Source organism: Terrabacter carboxydivorans (genome assembly GCF_039532035.1).
GTDB classification, from domain to species: Bacteria; Actinomycetota; Actinomycetes; order Actinomycetales; family Dermatophilaceae; genus Terrabacter; species Terrabacter carboxydivorans.
This window is the reverse complement of the sequence record NZ_BAAARE010000025.1, coordinates 1-15,678: the sequence shown is the minus strand read 5'-3', so window position 1 is coordinate 15,678 and position 15,678 is coordinate 1. Positions and strand designations below refer to the sequence as shown.

Sequence of the window (15,678 nt, the reverse complement as noted above, 5' to 3'; positions counted from 1 at the left end):
CCGGGACGCACCCGGCCGGGCCACACGGCATACGTCAGAACTTCGCAGCCTCGGGGATGATCCGCTCGCCGATGAGCTCGAGCACGTCGGTGCTCGAGCCGTCGCCGACGCCGAGCTGCACGTGCGTCACGCCGAGGCCGGCGAGGTCGCGCAGGTGCTCGAGCGTCGCGTCGACCTTCTCGCCGTTGGGCCCCGGGTCGACCGGACCCATGACGGTCTTCTCGATCTCGTCGTAGTCGCGGCCGAGCGTCTCGCAGTGCCCGCGGAGCACGTCGAGCTTGTGCGCGAGGTCGGGGCTGTCGAAGAGGTTGCAGGCCTGGGCGTACTGCGCCACGAGCCGCAGCGTCTTCTTCTCGCCGCCGCCGCCGATGAGGATCGGCGGGTGGGGGCGCTGCACGGACTGGGGCGAGTTGAGGGTGCGGCCGAGCTGGTAGTGCTTGCCGGCATACGGCCCGTCGTCGTCGCTCCACATCTGCAGGCAGATCTGCAGGGTCTCCTCGAGGCGCTCGAAGCGCTCGGCGGTGCCGGGGAAGGGCAGGCCGAGCCCGACGGACTCCTCCTCGTTCCAGGCGGCGCCGATGCCGAGCATCGCGCGGCCCCTGGAGAGCACGTCGAGCGTGGTGACCTCCTTGGCGAGCAGTCCCGGCTCGCGGTAGACGGCGGCGGTGACCCACGCGAGCAGCTGGACGCGCTCGGTGACGGCGGCGAGGTAGCCGAGCGCCGTGTAGGCCTCGAGCATCTCGTGCTCGGGCGGGCCGATCATCCCGATCTGCCAGACGTGGTCCATGACCGAGATCTTGGTGAAGCCGACGTCCTCGGCGGTCTTGGCGGTGCGGCGGAGGTCGTCGACGAAGGTGGCGGAGCCGCCGCTCCAGGTGAAGTTGGCGATGTGCAGTCCGAGGTCCATGCCTTGCACACTACGACTGCCCGCTGGGATCAGTCGGTGATGAGTGCCTCGATCTCGCGGGCGAGCACGCCGGGGACCTCGAGCGGTATGCCGTGTCCCACCCCTTCCAGGGCCACCTCCCTCGTGGCGCCCCCGGCGGCCGCGTAGGCCGTGAGCACGGCGCGCATCTGGGCCACCATCGGCTGCGACGGGAGCACGTCCGGCCCCGGCCAGCCAGGGACGGCGCCGAGCGAGCCGAGCGTCGCGAGGTCGAAGAGGGAGGCGTCGCTGACGACCTGGTCGGCGGTGCCGTGCACCCACGTGACCGGCGGCTTGCGCTCGAGGTCCACGATCCCCGTGGCGTCGAAGTGGGTGGGGGCCATGGTGTTGAGCACCCCACGGGTGCCAGGGGCCAGGCCCGGCCAGTTCGGCGACGGCGTCGAGTCGCCGGGGTAGAAGTCGTCGCCGGTCCGCGTCAGCAGCACCTCGTCGACGAGGAAGTCCTCGTCGACGTCGCCGGCGTTGGCGCCCGGACCGTAGAAGGTGCGCATGACGACGCGGGGGCTCGTCTGCGGGTCGTCCTCGCCGGCGTCCTTGGCGGCGAGGCGGCGCACGAAGTCGGCGTTGGCCGCTCCACCGCCGGTGCTCGCGGCGTCGGCGAAGGCGGGCGTGCCTGCGGCATCGACCGTCCCACCGAAACCGTGCGGTGAGAGGGGCGCCACGAGGACCACGGCGGCGAGGTCGTCGGGGTGCTCGACCATCAGCTGCTCGAGGACCCCTCCGCCCATCGACCAGCCGGCCGCGACCACGCGGCAGTCGTCGGCCAGGCCCAGCGCCTCGAGGAGGGCGTGCACGTCCTCGACCATGTCGCCGAGCCCCCGGGTCGCGTCGATCGGGCGCGCCTCGGTGCGGCCGAAGCCGCGGAGGTCGGGGGCGATGACCCGGACGTCGTCGGCGAGCTCGGAGAGGGCGTCGGCGACGTAGCGCCAGTAGCCGCCGGTCGAGAGGTTGCCGTGCACGAGCAGGATCGGCACGCCGTCGTCGGGGCCGCTCGACCACACGTTGGTGGCCAGGCGCGAGGTCTCGACGAGGGTGCAGGTGAACGACGACGTGGTCATGGCGGGTCCTCTCGGAGGGCGACCTGCCCTGTCTAGCACCGGCGCGCGTCGTCAGTGTGTCGGCGCCCCACCCTTCGGCGCCTTCGCCGGCATCAGCGGGTCAGTCGGCGGCGGGGTCCGCCGTCACCTGCGAGCCCGACACCGGCGGCTCCGCGGACCACGGGAAGACGATCCAGCGGTCGGTCTCGCGCCACACGTAGTCCGGCGCCACGATCGAGCGAGGCTTGCCGTAGATGACGGCGCTGCGAGCCTCGGCGCCGTGCTGCTGGAGCAGCTCGAGCACGAGGGCGAGGGTGCGGCCCGAGTCCGCGACGTCGTCGACGACGAGGATCCGGCGGCCCCGGATGCTGTCGGTGTCGAGGTGCGGCGCGAGCAGGACGGGGTCGGGCAGGGTCTCCTCGACGTCGGTGTAGAACTCGACGTTGATGGCATCGGTCAGCTTGACCCCGAGGGCGTAGGACAGGCCCCCACCGGGGATCAGCCCGCCGCGGGCGACGGCCACGAGGATCTCGGGACGGAAGCTCGAGTCGGCCACGAGCTGGGCCAGCTCACGCACGGCGGTGCCGAACGCTTCCCACGTCAGCACCTCCTTGTCCACGAGGGTCGAGGCGTCTGCGTGGTAGGCGGTCGTCATGCGGACGAGGCTATCGACGTCGGGTGAACGGCGTGTTTCGGGTGTCGAGGGTTCGGGCAGACTGAGGCGGTGACCCGTCAGAGCTCCCGCCCGGCCCGACCGCTCCAGCCCTCCCGGCGCTCCCAGGTGGCGCCCTTCCAGGTCATGGACGTGCTCGACCGGGTGGCGGTGCTGCGCGCCGAGGGGCGCGACGTCGTCTCGCTCTGCGCCGGCGAGCCGTCCGGCGGTGCGCCGAGCCTCGTCTCGGAGGCCGCGGCGCGGATCCACGGATCCGGGCGCGCCCTGACCTACACCTCGGCCCTCGGCATCCGTGAGCTGCGCGCCGAGATCGCGGCCCACTACGGCCGCTGGTACGGCCTCGACCTAGACCCGGCGCGGGTCGCGGTCACGACCGGCTCCTCGGGTGGTTTCGTCCTCGCCTTCCTCGCGGCCTTCGAGGCGGGCGACCGGGTGGCGCTCGCCCGACCCGGCTACCCGGCATACCGCAACATCCTCACCTCGCTCGGCTGCGAGGTCGTCGAGCTCGACTGCGGTCCCGAGACGCGCTACCAGCCGAGCCCGGCGCTGCTCGACGCGGCGCAGGCCGAGGGTGCTCTCGCCGGCCTCATCGTCGCCTCCCCCGCCAACCCCACGGGCACGATGGTCGACCGGGCCGAGCTGGCTGCGATCACCGGTTGGTGCGCCGCCAACGGCGTGCGTCTCGTCAGCGACGAGATCTACCACGGCGTCACCTATCCCGAGCCGGGGGCGCCCGACCCCCGTGGCGTGTGCGCCTGGGAGAGCGACGACACGGGGGTCGTCATCTCCTCGTTCAGCAAGTACTGGGGGATGACCGGCTGGCGCCTCGGCTGGATGCTGCTGCCCGAGGACCTCGTGCGCCCGGTCGACGCGCTCGCCGGCAACGTCGCGCTGTGCCCGCCCGCGCCGGCGCAGTATGCCGCGGTGTCGGCCTTCGCGGAGGAGTCCTACCGCGAGTGCGACGAGGCCGTCGCCGAGTTCGCCCGGACCCGGAAGCTGTTGCTGGACAACGCGGCCCGCCTCGGCTGGGGAGAGTCCGCCCCGCCCGACGGCGCGTTCTACTACTGGGCCGACCTCGGAGCCCAGCTCGGTCGCTGGGGCGGCTCGGCGGCCTACGCCAAGGCCCTGCTCGAGGAGGTGGGCGTGGCGATCACGCCCGGTGGCGACTTCGACGACCGGGCCGGGGCGCACTCGGTACGGCTCAGCTTCGCGGCCGGGCTGACGGCCGTCGGCGAGGCGATCGACCGGATCGAGGCGTTCAACCGGGGCTGACGCGGCTGCCCGACCCGGCACGCACCGGAGCCGCCGGCTGCCGGCGGCTCCGACCTTCCGTCACCTCTTTCCCGTGACTAGATGATGAGCACGACCGCGGCGGCGACCGCTCCGGCCACGCTGAGCGTGCCGAGCACGAAGCTCATCACGGCTTCCCCGGTCCAGTGGCCGGACCGGTCACGCACGCTGGCACCGAGCAGGCCGAACCCGGCGGTGAGGAGCACCCCACCGGCGATCCAGCTGCCGAGGTACCAGGCTTCAGCCTGGCCGGCGAGGAACCATCCGGCCGGCACGAGGTAGGCATACGCACCGAACCCCGCGACCAGGGCGCCGACGACCAGGAGCGTGTAGTCGAGCGTGCGGTTGCGGAAGAACCTCGGGAGATGCTCCGTTTCCACGCGCTGCTTCTCAAGGAGCTGCGACATCGTCTTCACCTCCTTCCTGTTCTCACCTCCAGCGTGACCCGCGGGCTGCGCGGGCGTAAGAGGCATTGGTCCCTACGTCGCCGAGTTCTGCTGGGGGTGCGGCAGATCGGCGCGCTCGGGGCGTTCGAGCGAACCGGGTGTCGCACCTGGTGCGAGCCGCTAGCGTCGGGCCATGGGGTGGTTCACCGAGACCGTCACCTGGGTGCGCACGCACCTCGGCGGGTCGGCGGCGCCGGGTGCGCCGGCGCCCCGGCCGACCCCCACGCCCGCCCCGGCCGTGCCGCCCGGCCAGCCGTCGTCGGTCGACGCGCTCGTCGCGCGGATGCAGGAGATCGACACGACGTTGCCGGCCGACGACGGCGTCGCGGACTTCAACCGGATGTACCTCCGGGTCACCGAGCTGGTGCGGGACCGGCTGGTGGCCGGGTGGTTCACCAACCCGGTCTTCGTGACGCGCCTCGACCTCGTCTTCGCCGGGCTCTACCTCGACGCCGTCGATGCGGCCGACCCCGACCCGTCCTGGGCGCCGCTCTTCGCGGCACGGCTCGAGCCGGGACGGGTGCCGATCCAGTTCGCGCTGGCCGGGATGAACGCGCACATCAACCACGACCTGCCCGTCGCCGTCGTCACGACGTGTCGCCAGCTCGGCCTGACCCCCGACAGTCCCGGCGTCGAGGCGGACTACCAGCGCGTCAACGACCTCCTCGCCGGCGTCCAGGACGAGGTGCGGCGCTCGTTCCTCGACGGCATCGCCCTCGCCGTCGACGAGCGGTATGCCGGACCGGTGGCCGACCTCGTCGGTGGCTGGAGCATCACCCGGGCCCGTGACGCCGCGTGGACCAACGCCCGCGTGCTGTGGTCGCTCGACGGTGCCGAGCCGCTGCGCACGGAGTTCCTCGCGACGCTCTCGCGCACCGTGGGCATGGCCGGCCGCTACCTGCTGACGCCCGTGGCCGACCTCGCCCCCGGCGGCGGGTCGGGCAGCGGGCCGGGGTGAGACCTCGCGCCGGAGCGCGACGGCCCATCCCGACCCACTGCCGGTGAGACGTTGAGACGTCGAGCCCCTGAGCCGGTGGGCGCTCAGGCGGTGGCCGGGACCGGCGCGAGCGTCGGCTCGGTGACGGTGCGGGGGCCGGCGGACCCTGCCGTGACCTCCGCAGCGACCTCCGCCGTGACCTCCGCGGCCCGGCGGCGCTCCTCGACCCGGCGCTCCTCGACCCGGCGTGCCCGCAGGGAGGCCCGCAGGCGCCAGGCGCCGTAGACCGCCACGAGGCTGATGACGACGTGCAGGGCGAGGAAGCCGTTGGCCAGACCCATGCCGAGCAGGGCGCCGGCCACGAGCGGGCCGACGGCCGAGAAGGTCGTCTGGATCGCGGTGAACGTGCCGAGCGTCGTGCCGACGAGGCCGCGCGGTGCGAGGCTCGCGGTCAGCGGGTTGAGCACCGGCGCATACATCGTCTCGCCGACGGCGAAGATGCCGAACGTCGTGACGAACAGGGCGGAGGCGACCTCCGGCGTCAGCTGCGCGACGGAGAGCACGACCCACGACAGCGTCCAGATCGCGCCGACGACCATGAGCAGGCTGGCGGCGTTGCGCCGGGCCGTGACCCGGACGACGACGACCTGCAGCAGGACGATGACGACGCAGTTGACGGCGGCGGCCAGGCCGATGGCGGACTCGTCGACGTCGAGCACGGTCAGGGCGTAGGCCGGCAGGCCCGACTCGAACTGGGCGTAGAAGCCGAGGGCGAGGGCCACCGCGACGACCGCGGTCCAGCGCAGGGCGGGCACGGCGAAGATGCGGCGCAGGGCGTCCATCGTGCCGAGGCGCGTCTCCGCCTCGCCGGCGGCGAGGTCGGGGGCGACCTCGCTCGGCGCGCCGATGCCGGCGACGTGGATGAGCACGGCCGAGATCGCGAAACCGGCGCCGGCGGCGACGAACGCGAAGGTCATGCCGTCGGTGCGGGAGAGGTCGACGAACTGGCCGGCGACGAAGGCGCCGACCGCCATGCCGATGGCCTCGGCCGTGAACTTGTAGGCGAAGACCTTGCGGCGGTCGTCGCTCCCCGCCCACCGCAGCACGAGCACCGAGGCGGCCGGTCCGGCGGCGGTCAGGCCGAAGCCGAAGACGAACATGCCGATGAGGAAGGCCGGGGCCGACTGCGCCCAGACGAGGCTCCCGACACCGACCGCGGCGAGCAGCTTGGCCACGACGGCGACGGCGACCGGGTTGAAGCGGTCGCTCAGCCGGCCCGCGAAGGGCGCGGCGACGAGGGCGCCGACGGAGAAGAGGGTGCTGGCCAGAGCGGCAGCGAGCGCGCCCCACCCGCGGGTGTTGGCGGCATACGCGTACTGGTACGGCAGCACGGTGCCCCATCCGAGCATGCCGATGGACGACGCGAGGATGAGCAGCTTGGTGCGCATGGGTTTCACACCCTTTCGGGGACGGGGAGGCGGACCGGGGAGTCAACGCAGCTTCGGTGTCGAATATTTCGTCATCGAAGTTCGACTTCGAAAGAGTAGCATCACGACGGGTCGGTGCGACAATGCGTTCCCATGGCAGCCAAGCGACGACAGACCGCCCAGCAGGAGCACGCCGCGGACGTCGCGACCTACGTCGCCGCCGGCGGCGAGGAGTCGGTCCAGCGGGTCATCACGGCGCTGTTCTCGGTGACGAAGAAGCTCGACCAGTGGTACGTCCGGCAGTTCGCCGACCTCGACCTGACCCAGGGGGAGTGGTCGGTCCTCGCCGCGCTCGCCCGCGCCGGCGACACGTGCCTGACCCCCAGCCAGCTCGCCGACCTCTCCAACGTCGCGCCGTCGTCGATGACGCACCGCCTCGACAAGATGGCCGGCCGCGGGCTGCTCCAGCGGCGACCCGACGAGTCCAACCGCACGCGCACCCTCGTCTCGCTGACCCAGGACGGCTGGGCCCTCTTCAGCGCCGCGGTGCGCGAGTCCAACGTCGTCGAGAGCGACACCCTGCGCGGCCTCTCCGACGGCGAGCGCCACGAGCTCGCCCGCCTCCTCGAGATCGTCATCGCGGGGCTCGACGACATAGACGCCGGACCCACCCAGCCGGGCCAGGGCTGACGCTCCCCGGCCGGGACGGTCCGGTGCGGTGGGTCAGGCGCCCGGGCCGACCACCGAGAAGACCAGGGCGTCCGAGGGCCGGCCCCCGAGCGTGAGGATGCTGCGCAGGCGACCCTCCAGCGCGAAGCCGGCGCTGAGGAGGGTGCGCTGGGAGGCCAGGTTGTCAGGCTCCACCCACGCCTCCAGGCGCTGCAGGTGGAGTGCCTCGAGCGCCCACGGGACGACGAGACGGACGGCGGCTGTCGCCACGCCCCGCCCTCGGGCCGGCGGCACGACCCAGTAGCCCAGACCGCCCACGTGCTGCTGTGGCCGCAGGGCCACCCAGACCAGCCCGACGGCGCGGTCGTCGTCGACGTCGACGACGGCCAGTGACACGCCCTCGCGCTCGTCAGCACGGCTCCACTGCCGACGGATGAAGGCGATCGCCTCCTCGGGAGTGCCCTCGACCGGGACGGTCGTGGCCGCCGTGATGCGCGGGTCGGTGCCGGCGAGGCGGATGCACTCGACGTCGGACTCACGCCATCGCCGCAGGCCCACCTGACCGTCACCCAGGGCTGGGTCCGGGTAGGGCAGGGGCGTGTCGGTCACGAGACGGCCTCCGAGGCGGTGCGCGAGCCCGACGAGCAGGGCCCTGGGGCGTCTCGACCGGCCCGGGTGAGGGTGAGCCAGTGCTCGTCCACGTGGAAGCCCAGGTCGACGTTCGCCGCGAGGATGCGTCGGTTCTCGTCCGACCCGCCGGTGCGGACGACCGTCACGCCGTCACCGGTCAGCGCCAGCAGCGACGCGGCCTTGACCGCCCGCGCGAGGCCCTGCCCGCGCCGGTGTCGAGCGACGACGGTGAAGTCCACCTCGGCCTTCTCATCGTCGACGTCTGCGAACGTCATGGCGACGAGGTTCGCCCCGTCATCGAGGACGCCGAACCCGCGGCGACCTGAGGTCGGTGTGGCCCGAGCCACCGTCAGGGGCTCATGGGCGGTCGAGACGCCGCCGGGGTAGTCGGTGGCCGTGGCCGCATCCAGCTCGAGCGCCGCGGGGACGTCGGCGGCCCGTAGCTCCCGGCAGGTTTGGGTGGGGGGAAGGCCGGCGAGAACCTCCGCCCACCGGGGCGCGTGCCCCGGTGTCACGTCCAGCTGTGCCGCCCAGGACCGCGCGGTGACCGTCCACCCGTCGTCGAGCAGGGACCTCAGGCGCTCGTCGTCGTCGCGGAGGACCACTGAGTCGGTCGGCACGGGCAGCGGCCGTTCGGGTGCTGGCTGCCACTCCCGCCTGATCAGCCCGTAGACCCACGAGTCGGACACCTTGCCGTCGACGACGCAGTCCTCCCGGAGGGTCCCCTCCCGCACGAACCCGAGCTTCTCCAGGACGCGCGCGGACGCCACGTTGCGGGTGTCGGCCTCGGCCTGCACCCGGTTGAGGTCGAGCGTCTCGAACGCCCACCCGAGGAGCGCCCGCGCGGCCTCGGTCGCGTAGCCGCGCCCCCAGGTCGACGGCTCGAAGCAGTAGCCCAGCGACGCGCTGCGGTAGTCCGGATTCCAGCGGTTCAGGGTGCACCAGCCGATGAACGCCCCGTCGGGGAGGCGGTCGACGGCCAGCCGCACGCCGGTGCCGTCCTGCTCCATCTGCCGACAGGCCCCGATGAACGACTCGGCCCGTGCCCGGTCGTTCCACGGCGGCGAGTCCCAGTAGCGCAGCGCATGGGCGTCGCTCTGCAGGGCGTAGATGTCGTCGACGTCCGTGTCGCCGAAGGGGCGGAGCCGCAGGCGCGGCGTCTGGAGCGTCGGGGCGGGCAGCGACATGGAGCAGGCCTCCCTCTCGGGTGCGGTGGTGCCTCAACCAGACCGGATGCGTCCAGCATTCGCAACGGCTTTCCCCGAGGCCGGCGCCCGTCGACCTGACACACTGCCGTGGCATGACCTCCGAGTCGCAGATCGCCGAGCAGCAACCGGACCACTACGACGCCTTCGCCGAGGCGTACGCGCGGGCGAACGAGCACGGCCTGTTCAACCGGTGGTACGCCCGGCCGGCGGTGCTGGACCTGCTCGGGGACGTCGCCGGGCGCCGGATCCTGGACGCCGGCTGCGGTTCGGGGCCGCTGCTCGCCGACCTGACGGAGCAGGGCGCCAGCGTCGCCGGGTTCGACGCGAGTCCGGCGATGGTCCGGCTCGCCCGCGAGCGGCTCGGGGACGAGGCCGATCTCGCCGTGGCCGACCTGACCCGACCGCTTCCGTATGACGACGAGGCGTTCGACGACGCGGTGGCGATGCTCGTGCTGCACTACCTCGAGGACTGGTCGCAGCCGCTGGCCGAGCTGCGCAGGGTGCTGACCAGCGGCGGCCGGCTCGTCGTCGTGGTCAACCACCCGGTGATCCCGCCGGTGATGTATCCCGAGCTCGACTACTTCGCGACCGTGCCGAACGCGGAGGACTACGACTTCGACGGCGTGTCCGCGACCCTCACGATCTGGTACCGCTCGCTGAGCGCGATGTCGGAGTCTTTCACCGCTGCGGGCTTCCGGATCCTGGCGATCAGCGAGCCGCCCGTGTCGCCCGAGACGCCGCCCGAGCTGCTGCCACCGAGCGAGACCGACCCCAGCCGGTTCATCGGCTTCATCTTCTTCACCCTCGAGGCCGTCTCGTAGGGCGCGCCTGTCGTCGTCGAGGTCTAGCGTCGGGATGGGCCGATGGAGAGCGGCGGACGGCGCCGGCGCGGCAGGAGGGACCGGGACCGATGACCACGGTGCGTGTGGTGCCGGCGACTGCTGAGGCCTGGCCTCGACTGGGACGGGTGTTCGGCCCTCGGGAGAAGAACCCGGACTCGTGCTGGTGCCAACGTTTCCGTCGGCACGAGGAGCCCACGAACCGGGACGCGCTGCGTCGTGAGGTGCACGAGGCGGATCCTCCGGTGGGTCTGGTCGCCCTGCTCGACGGCGACGCGGTCGGCTGGACGCGAGCGGTGCCGCGGTCGACGCTGCCGGCGATCACCGAGCACCGGCTGCTGTCCCGCATCCTCGATGAGGACCCGCAGGCGTGGTGGGTCACGTGCTTCGTGGTCCGCCGTGAGCACCGGGGCCGCGGCGTCGGGGTCACGCTGCTCGAGGCTGCCGTCGACTGGGCTGCGCAGCACGGCGGCTCGGTGCTCGACGGCCACCCTGTCGACACCGACGGCCTGGCCCGCGTCCCCTCCCCGTCCGCGGTCTTCACGGGAACCCTCGCGATGTTCCGGCGGGCGGGGTTCGCCGAGCTCGGGCGCACCCACCCGACTCGGCCCGTGATGAGGCGCGAGCTCCTGCACCGTTGACGGTCGGGGTCGCGTCGCAGCGGATGTGGACGGTGCGGGGCCGGTCGGCCCAGGCGTAGCGTCACCCGCATGGACACCAACGGGCAGCCGGTCGCCCTCGTCACCGGAACCTCCTCGGGCATGGGCCTGCACGCCGCCGTCGAGCTCGCCCGTCGCGGGCTCACGGTCGTCGCGACGATGCGCGACACCTCGCGCGCCACCGCCCTCACCGATGCCGCCGCCGAGGCCGGCGTCGAGCTCGACGTGCGGGCCCTCGACGTCACCGACCACGAGGCCGCGCGCGCGTGCGTCGACGGCGTCCTCGCCGACCACGGCCGCCTCGACGTCCTCGTCAACAACGCGGGCCGGGGCGCCGTGGCGACCGCCGAGCAGCTGAGCCTCGACGAGATCCGCGACCAGCTCGAGGTCAACTACCTGGGCCCGGTCGCCCTGACCAAGCTCGTCCTGCCGCGCATGCGCGAGGCCGGCCGCGGCACGGTCCTCACCGTCACGAGCGTCGGCGGCGCCGTGGGCCAGCCGTTCGCCGACGCCTACTGCGGGGCGAAGTTCGCCGTGGAGGGCTTCATGCAGTCCCTCGCCGTCGTCATGCTCCCGCACGGCGTCCGCGTCTCGGTCATCGAGCCGGCCGCCGTCGCCAGCGACTTCGTCGGCAACGTGGCGCGTCCCGAGACCTCCGCGGCCACCGCCGAGGACCCGTATGCCGCGCAGCTCGACGCCTATCGCGCGCGGTCCGCGGGTGCCTTCGCCAACGCCCAGTCCTCCCGCGACGCGGCCGCCGCGATCGCCGACGCCGCGACCTCGACCGACTACCGCTTCCGTTGGCAGACGTCCGAGGGCGCCACGGCCTTCGTCGGGATGTCGCTCGCCGACACCGACGGCAGCCGCGTGCTCGGCGTGACCCGATCCTGGATCGAGCCGGCCCCGAACTAGGCTCTGTCGGGTGAGCTACCGCAGGCCCGTCCCGACGATCGGCGACCCGTCGTCGGCTGCGGAGCGGGCCGCGGCACCCGACGCCTGGGCGCTGCCCGACGACCTCGCCTCGCTCGAGCGCGTCGTCGGCGCCCGCCGCGACATCCGCCGGTTCCGGCCCGACCCGGTGCCCGACGACGTGCTCACCGCCGTGCTCACCGCGGGCCACCGTGGCCCGTCGGTCGGGCACAGCCAACCCTGGCGCTTCGTCGTCGTCACCGAGGCGGCCACCCGCGACGCGGCGGCCCTGATGGCCGACCGCTGCCGCCTGCGCCAGGCCGCCGGCATGGCCGAGGAGTCGGCCCGCGGCCTGCTCGACCTGCGCCTCGAGGGCATCCGCGAGGCGCCCGTCGGCGTCGTCGTGGCCTGCGACCGCCGCACCCCTGCGGCCGGGGTGCTCGGCCGTGCCACCTTCCCCGACGCCGACCTCTGGTCGTGCGCCGCCGCCATCGAGAACATCTGGCTGACCGCCCGCGCCCACGGCCTCGGCCTCGGCTGGGTCACCCTCTTCGAGCCGGCCGAGCTCGCCGAGCTGCTCGGCCTGCCCGACGGCGTCGAGACGCTCGGCTGGCTCTGTCTCGGCTGGCCCGACGAGCGCCCTCCCGAGCCTGGGCTCGAGCGTGCCGGGTGGAGCCGGCGCCTGCCCCTCGAGCAGGTCGTCATGCGAGAGCGCTGGACCGAGCGCGACGCCCCCACCTCGCACCTGCGGGCCCCCGAGCCCGCCGACGTCGTCGCCGCCCGCGACCGCTCCGACGACCTGCTCACCGTGCCCGGCTCGCTCGGGGTGCTCGACACGGTGCTCGACCGCGTCACCGCACTGCCCGCCGTGGACGGCCGGGGCACCCTCGTCGTCGCGGCCGCCGACCATGCCGTGACGGCATACGGCATCTCGGCGTTCGACCCGTCGGTCACCGCAGACGTGGCCCGGGCGACCAGCGAGGGCGCCTCGATGGGCGCCGTCGCGGCCCGCGCGGCCGGACTCGGCGTCGAGCTGATCGACGCCGGGATCGGTTGCAGCAGAGGCGATCTCGTCATGACGGACGCGCTCGACGAGATGGCGTATGCCGGTCTGCTCGGTCTCGGGCGCACGCGTGGTCGCGCGCTCGCCGGGTCGGGACCGGTGGCCCTCGGCGAGATCGGTGTCGGCAACACGACCGTGGCGGCAGCCGTGGCCGCTGCCCTGCTGGGAGTGCCCGCCGAAGAGGTCGTGGGCCGCGGCTCCTCAGCGGACGCCGCGATGCTCGACCGCAAGCGCGACGTCGTGGCCCGGTCGCTCGACCGGGTGGGTCCGGCGACGACCGACGAGGCCGTGCGGCGGCTCGGCGGGGGAGAGCTCGCCGTGCTGACGGGAGTCGTGCTCGGAGCGGCGGAGGCCGGGGGTGTCGTCGTGCTCGACGGGCTGGCCACGTCGGTGGCGGCGCTCGCGGCCGTGCGGCTCGAGCCTGCCGTCGCCGCGCACCTCGTGGCGGGCCAGCGCTCCCGTGAGAAGGCCCACGCCCTCGTGCTGCTCGAGCTCGGTCTCGAGCCCCTCCTCGACCTGCGGATCCGTGCTGGTGAGGGCGTCGGAGCGGTCCTCGCCACGGGTCTGCTCAAGGACGGCCTGGCCCTCCGGAGCGGGGTCGCGCGCACGTCGCGGGTTTGAGTTGACCGGGCACCGCCCCTAGTTTTGGGGGGTTGTCCAACCGTCGAACTGCCCTCACGAGGGGCTGGGAGAAACCGCATGTCAACACAGACACAGGGCCGGCCGCCCACACCGCAGCCCGGTTCCGGCACCGGCGACCGCGCCTTCCTCGGACACCCCAAGGGCCTGTCGACCCTCTTCTTCGTCGAGCTGTGGGAGCGCTTCTCCTACTACGGGATGCGCGCCATCCTGCTCTACTTCCTCATCGACACCGCGGCCAACGGCGGCCTCGGCATCGACGAGACGACCGGCACCGCCGTCGTCGCCATCTACGGCGCGTCCGTCTACCTGCTCTCGATCATCGGCGGCTTCACCGCCGACCGGCTCTTCGGGGCCCGGCGCTCGACGCTCTACGGCGCCGTCGTCATCATGGCCGGCCACGTCTGCCTCGCCATCCCCGCTGCCGCGACCGCCTGGCTCGGCATCGCGCTCGTCGCCCTCGGCACCGGCCTGCTCAAGCCCAACGTCTCGGCCATGGTCGGCACGCTCTACAAGCCCGAGGACGCGCGCCGCGACGGCGGCTTCTCGATCTTCTACATGTCGATCAACATCGGCTCGTTCTTCTCCCCGCTCGTCGTCGGCTGGCTGCGCGAGCACTATGGCTACCACGCCGGCTTCTCCGCCGCCGCGGTCGGCATGGCCGTCGCGATCACGTGGTTCGTCCTCGGCCGCAAGGCCCTCGGCTCCGCCGTCGACGACGTGCCCAACCCCCTCTCGCCCGAGGAGCGCGGTCGCGTCACGGCCCTCGCCGTGGGTGCCGTCGTCGCCTTCGGCCTCGTCGTCGTGCTCGCCGGCCTGTGGCGCGACACCGTGCTCGACCAGGTCATCGACGCCATCTCCATCGTCGCCGTGCTGACGCCGATCGCCTACTTCACGATGATGTTCCGCAGCCCCAAGGTCGAGCGCGAGGAGAAGTCGCACCTCGCGGCCTACCTGCCGCTGTGGATCGGGGCCATGCTCTTCTGGATGATCTTCGAGCAGGCCGCCGGCAAGATGGCGATCTTCGCGGCGAAGAACACGGTCACGGAGACGGCCGGCATCACCGTCAACCCGGAGTGGTTCCAGTCGATCAACCCGCTCGCCATCGTGCTGCTCGCGCCGGTCTTCGGCTGGATCTGGACCAGGCGCGCCGGTCGCTCGCCGTCGACCCCGATGAAGTTCGTCCTCGGTGTCGCGATCATCGGCCTGTCGGCGCTCGCCATGTCGTGGGCCTTCGCGACGTTCCAGGGCAACACCGCGCCGGTCTACATCCTCGGCGGCGTCTTCGTCATGCAGACGATCGCCGAGCTCTGCCTGTCGCCGGTCGGCCTGTCCGCCACGACCCGGCTCGCACCGCGTGCCTTCGCCAGCCAGGCCATGGCGCTGTGGTTCCTCGGCAGCGCCGCGGGCCAGGCCATCGCGGCCCAGCTCATCCAGGCGATGGGCGGCCTCAGCGACGCGGCCTACTACCTCGTCAACGGGGTCATCACGCTCGTCGTCGCCGCCGTGCTCCTCGCGCTCGTGCCGTGGATCCGACGCAAGATGTCGTCCGCCGAGGTGCACACGTCCGGCGGCGTCCCCGCCGACGCGGTCTCGGCGCACTGACGTGATCATCACCATCGCCGGCGTCACCCCGGTGGTCCACGAGACCGCCTGGGTGGCGCCGAGCGCCGACCTCGTCGGGGCCGTCGACCTGCGAGCCGGCTCGAGCGTCTGGTACACCGCGGTGCTCCGCGCCGACTTCGACCCGATCGTGCTCGGCGAGCGCAGCAACCTGCAGGACGGCGTCGTCGTGCACACCGACGCCGGGCACCCGACGACCATCGGCGCGGGCGTCTCCGTCGGTCACCGCGCGGTGCTGCACGGCTGCACCATCGAGGACGACTGTCTGATCGGCATGGGCTCGGTCGTGCTCAACGGCGCGCACATCGGGACCGGCGGCCTCGTCGCGGCGGGCGCCGTCGTGCCCGAGGGCGCGGTCATCCCGCCGCGGTCGCTCGTCGCCGGTGTGCCCGGGAAGGTCCGCCGCGAGATCGACGACCCCGGACTCGCCCGCATCCAGGCCAACGCCGAGGTCTACCTCGAGCTGGCCCGCCGCCACCGCGAGGCCACGGGCGCCTAGGAGCCGGCCACCCGGCATACGCCCTCGGTTCGAGGTGATCCCGGCAGCGACGTGGGTGGTGTCCTGTGAAGGGACATTCCTGTCAAGGGTGAAGGGTCATGCCTGACAGTCAGGGTTGGTGACTCGGTGGTAGGTCCGATTGCCTGGCGTGTGGTCGATGCGGGTTTCGGGGTCCAGGCGAACG

At 72.9% G+C, this 15,678-nt stretch carries 16 protein-coding genes; 9 read left to right on the top strand and 7 right to left on the bottom strand.

From position 1 onward, the window contains the following. Window positions 1–34 precede the first annotated feature (34 nt). From ABD297_RS20590 to ABD297_RS20580, 3 genes are all read right to left on the bottom strand, one after another. Window positions 35–907 carry an LLM class F420-dependent oxidoreductase gene (locus tag ABD297_RS20590; RefSeq protein WP_344256991.1) on the bottom strand — a complete coding sequence of 291 codons (873 nt, stop codon included), beginning with the start codon at window positions 905–907 and terminating at the stop codon, window positions 35–37. 29 nt (window positions 908–936) lie between these two features. Beyond that, the gene (locus ABD297_RS20585) at window positions 937–2,004 is read right to left on the bottom strand and encodes an alpha/beta fold hydrolase (protein ID WP_344256990.1); all 1,068 of its coding nucleotides are present in this window, start codon (window positions 2,002–2,004) and stop codon (window positions 937–939) included. Between the two features lie 100 nt (window positions 2,005–2,104). Next, window positions 2,105–2,638, bottom strand: coding sequence for a phosphoribosyltransferase (locus ABD297_RS20580; RefSeq protein WP_344256989.1), 534 nt, complete (start codon window positions 2,636–2,638; stop codon window positions 2,105–2,107). A gap of 144 nt (window positions 2,639–2,782) precedes the next feature. On the opposite strand from ABD297_RS20580, the gene ABD297_RS20575 reads away from it, so the two are divergent. Further along, on the top strand, window positions 2,783–3,928 hold the full coding sequence (locus ABD297_RS20575) for a pyridoxal phosphate-dependent aminotransferase (protein WP_344257027.1): 1,146 nt from the start codon (window positions 2,783–2,785) through the stop codon (window positions 3,926–3,928). A 77-nt stretch (window positions 3,929–4,005) separates the two neighbouring features. Here the strand turns inward: ABD297_RS20575 and ABD297_RS20570 are convergent, their stop codons facing one another. Continuing rightward, complete coding sequence (locus ABD297_RS20570) at window positions 4,006–4,326, bottom strand: hypothetical protein (protein ID WP_344256988.1); 321 nt, start codon at window positions 4,324–4,326, stop codon at window positions 4,006–4,008. A gap of 199 nt (window positions 4,327–4,525) precedes the next feature. Here ABD297_RS20570 and ABD297_RS20565 point away from each other — a divergent pair, with 199 nt between their 5' ends. Beyond that, complete coding sequence (locus ABD297_RS20565) at window positions 4,526–5,350, top strand: DUF5995 family protein (RefSeq protein ID WP_344256987.1); 825 nt, start codon at window positions 4,526–4,528, stop codon at window positions 5,348–5,350. A gap of 83 nt (window positions 5,351–5,433) precedes the next feature. Here ABD297_RS20565 and ABD297_RS20560 read toward each other — a convergent pair whose 3' ends face one another. Further along, window positions 5,434–6,777, bottom strand: a complete 1,344-nt coding sequence (locus ABD297_RS20560) for an MFS transporter (RefSeq protein WP_344256986.1) — start codon at window positions 6,775–6,777, stop codon at window positions 5,434–5,436. 132 nt (window positions 6,778–6,909) lie between these two features. Between ABD297_RS20560 and ABD297_RS20555 the strand changes: the two genes are divergently transcribed. Continuing rightward, window positions 6,910–7,446, top strand: coding sequence for a MarR family winged helix-turn-helix transcriptional regulator (locus tag ABD297_RS20555; RefSeq protein WP_344256985.1), 537 nt, complete (start codon window positions 6,910–6,912; stop codon window positions 7,444–7,446). Window positions 7,447–7,479: 33 nt separating this feature from the next. Here the strand turns inward: ABD297_RS20555 and ABD297_RS20550 are convergent, their stop codons facing one another. Continuing rightward, window positions 7,480–8,034, bottom strand: coding sequence for a GNAT family N-acetyltransferase (locus ABD297_RS20550; protein WP_344256984.1), 555 nt, complete (start codon window positions 8,032–8,034; stop codon window positions 7,480–7,482). Beyond that, window positions 8,031–9,242 (bottom strand): GNAT family N-acetyltransferase, encoded by a 1,212-nt coding sequence (locus ABD297_RS20545; protein ID WP_344256983.1) that lies wholly within the window; start codon window positions 9,240–9,242, stop codon window positions 8,031–8,033. Before ABD297_RS20545 ends, ABD297_RS20550 begins: the two co-directional genes overlap by 4 nt. A gap of 113 nt (window positions 9,243–9,355) precedes the next feature. On the opposite strand from ABD297_RS20545, the gene ABD297_RS20540 reads away from it, so the two are divergent. From ABD297_RS20540 to ABD297_RS20515, 6 genes are all read left to right on the top strand, one after another. Further along, the gene (locus ABD297_RS20540; RefSeq protein ID WP_344256982.1) at window positions 9,356–10,084 is read left to right on the top strand and encodes a class I SAM-dependent methyltransferase; all 729 of its coding nucleotides are present in this window, start codon (window positions 9,356–9,358) and stop codon (window positions 10,082–10,084) included. 89 nt (window positions 10,085–10,173) lie between these two features. Then, entirely contained in the window at window positions 10,174–10,743 is a 570-nt protein-coding gene (locus tag ABD297_RS20535) for a GNAT family N-acetyltransferase (protein WP_344256981.1), read from the top strand. 69 nt (window positions 10,744–10,812) lie between these two features. Beyond that, window positions 10,813–11,673 (top strand): SDR family oxidoreductase, encoded by an 861-nt coding sequence (locus tag ABD297_RS20530; RefSeq protein ID WP_344256980.1) that lies wholly within the window; start codon window positions 10,813–10,815, stop codon window positions 11,671–11,673. A 10-nt stretch (window positions 11,674–11,683) separates the two neighbouring features. Continuing rightward, window positions 11,684–13,354 carry a 5,6-dimethylbenzimidazole synthase gene (bluB, locus tag ABD297_RS20525; protein ID WP_344256979.1) on the top strand — a complete coding sequence of 557 codons (1,671 nt, stop codon included), beginning with the start codon at window positions 11,684–11,686 and terminating at the stop codon, window positions 13,352–13,354. Window positions 13,355–13,432: 78 nt separating this feature from the next. After that, complete coding sequence (locus ABD297_RS20520; protein WP_344256978.1) at window positions 13,433–14,977, top strand: peptide MFS transporter; 1,545 nt, start codon at window positions 13,433–13,435, stop codon at window positions 14,975–14,977. Window position 14,978: 1 nt separating this feature from the next. After that, window positions 14,979–15,494, top strand: coding sequence for a gamma carbonic anhydrase family protein (locus ABD297_RS20515; protein WP_344256977.1), 516 nt, complete (start codon window positions 14,979–14,981; stop codon window positions 15,492–15,494). The last annotated feature ends 184 nt before the right edge of the window (window positions 15,495–15,678 follow it).

Bases quoted from the DNA above. Each gene is read 5' to 3' on its own strand.
- ABD297_RS20540 (WP_344256982.1), top strand. From the start codon at position 9,356: ATGACCTCCGAGTCGCAGATCGCCGAGCAGCAACCGGACCACTACGAC.
- ABD297_RS20580 (WP_344256989.1), bottom strand. From the start codon at position 2,638: ATGACGACCGCCTACCACGCAGACGCCTCGACCCTCGTGGACAAGGAG.
- ABD297_RS20585 (WP_344256990.1), bottom strand. From the start codon at position 2,004: ATGACCACGTCGTCGTTCACCTGCACCCTCGTCGAGACCTCGCGCCTG.
- ABD297_RS20565 (WP_344256987.1), top strand. From the start codon at position 4,526: ATGGGGTGGTTCACCGAGACCGTCACCTGGGTGCGCACGCACCTCGGC.
- ABD297_RS20560 (WP_344256986.1), bottom strand. From the start codon at position 6,777: ATGCGCACCAAGCTGCTCATCCTCGCGTCGTCCATCGGCATGCTCGGA.
- ABD297_RS20530 (WP_344256980.1), top strand. From the start codon at position 10,813: ATGGACACCAACGGGCAGCCGGTCGCCCTCGTCACCGGAACCTCCTCG.
- ABD297_RS20535 (WP_344256981.1), top strand. From the start codon at position 10,174: ATGACCACGGTGCGTGTGGTGCCGGCGACTGCTGAGGCCTGGCCTCGA.
- ABD297_RS20590 (WP_344256991.1), bottom strand. From the start codon at position 907: ATGGACCTCGGACTGCACATCGCCAACTTCACCTGGAGCGGCGGCTCC.
- ABD297_RS20575 (WP_344257027.1), top strand. From the start codon at position 2,783: ATGGACGTGCTCGACCGGGTGGCGGTGCTGCGCGCCGAGGGGCGCGAC.
- ABD297_RS20520 (WP_344256978.1), top strand. From the start codon at position 13,433: ATGTCAACACAGACACAGGGCCGGCCGCCCACACCGCAGCCCGGTTCC.
- ABD297_RS20545 (WP_344256983.1), bottom strand. From the start codon at position 9,242: ATGTCGCTGCCCGCCCCGACGCTCCAGACGCCGCGCCTGCGGCTCCGC.
- ABD297_RS20555 (WP_344256985.1), top strand. From the start codon at position 6,910: ATGGCAGCCAAGCGACGACAGACCGCCCAGCAGGAGCACGCCGCGGAC.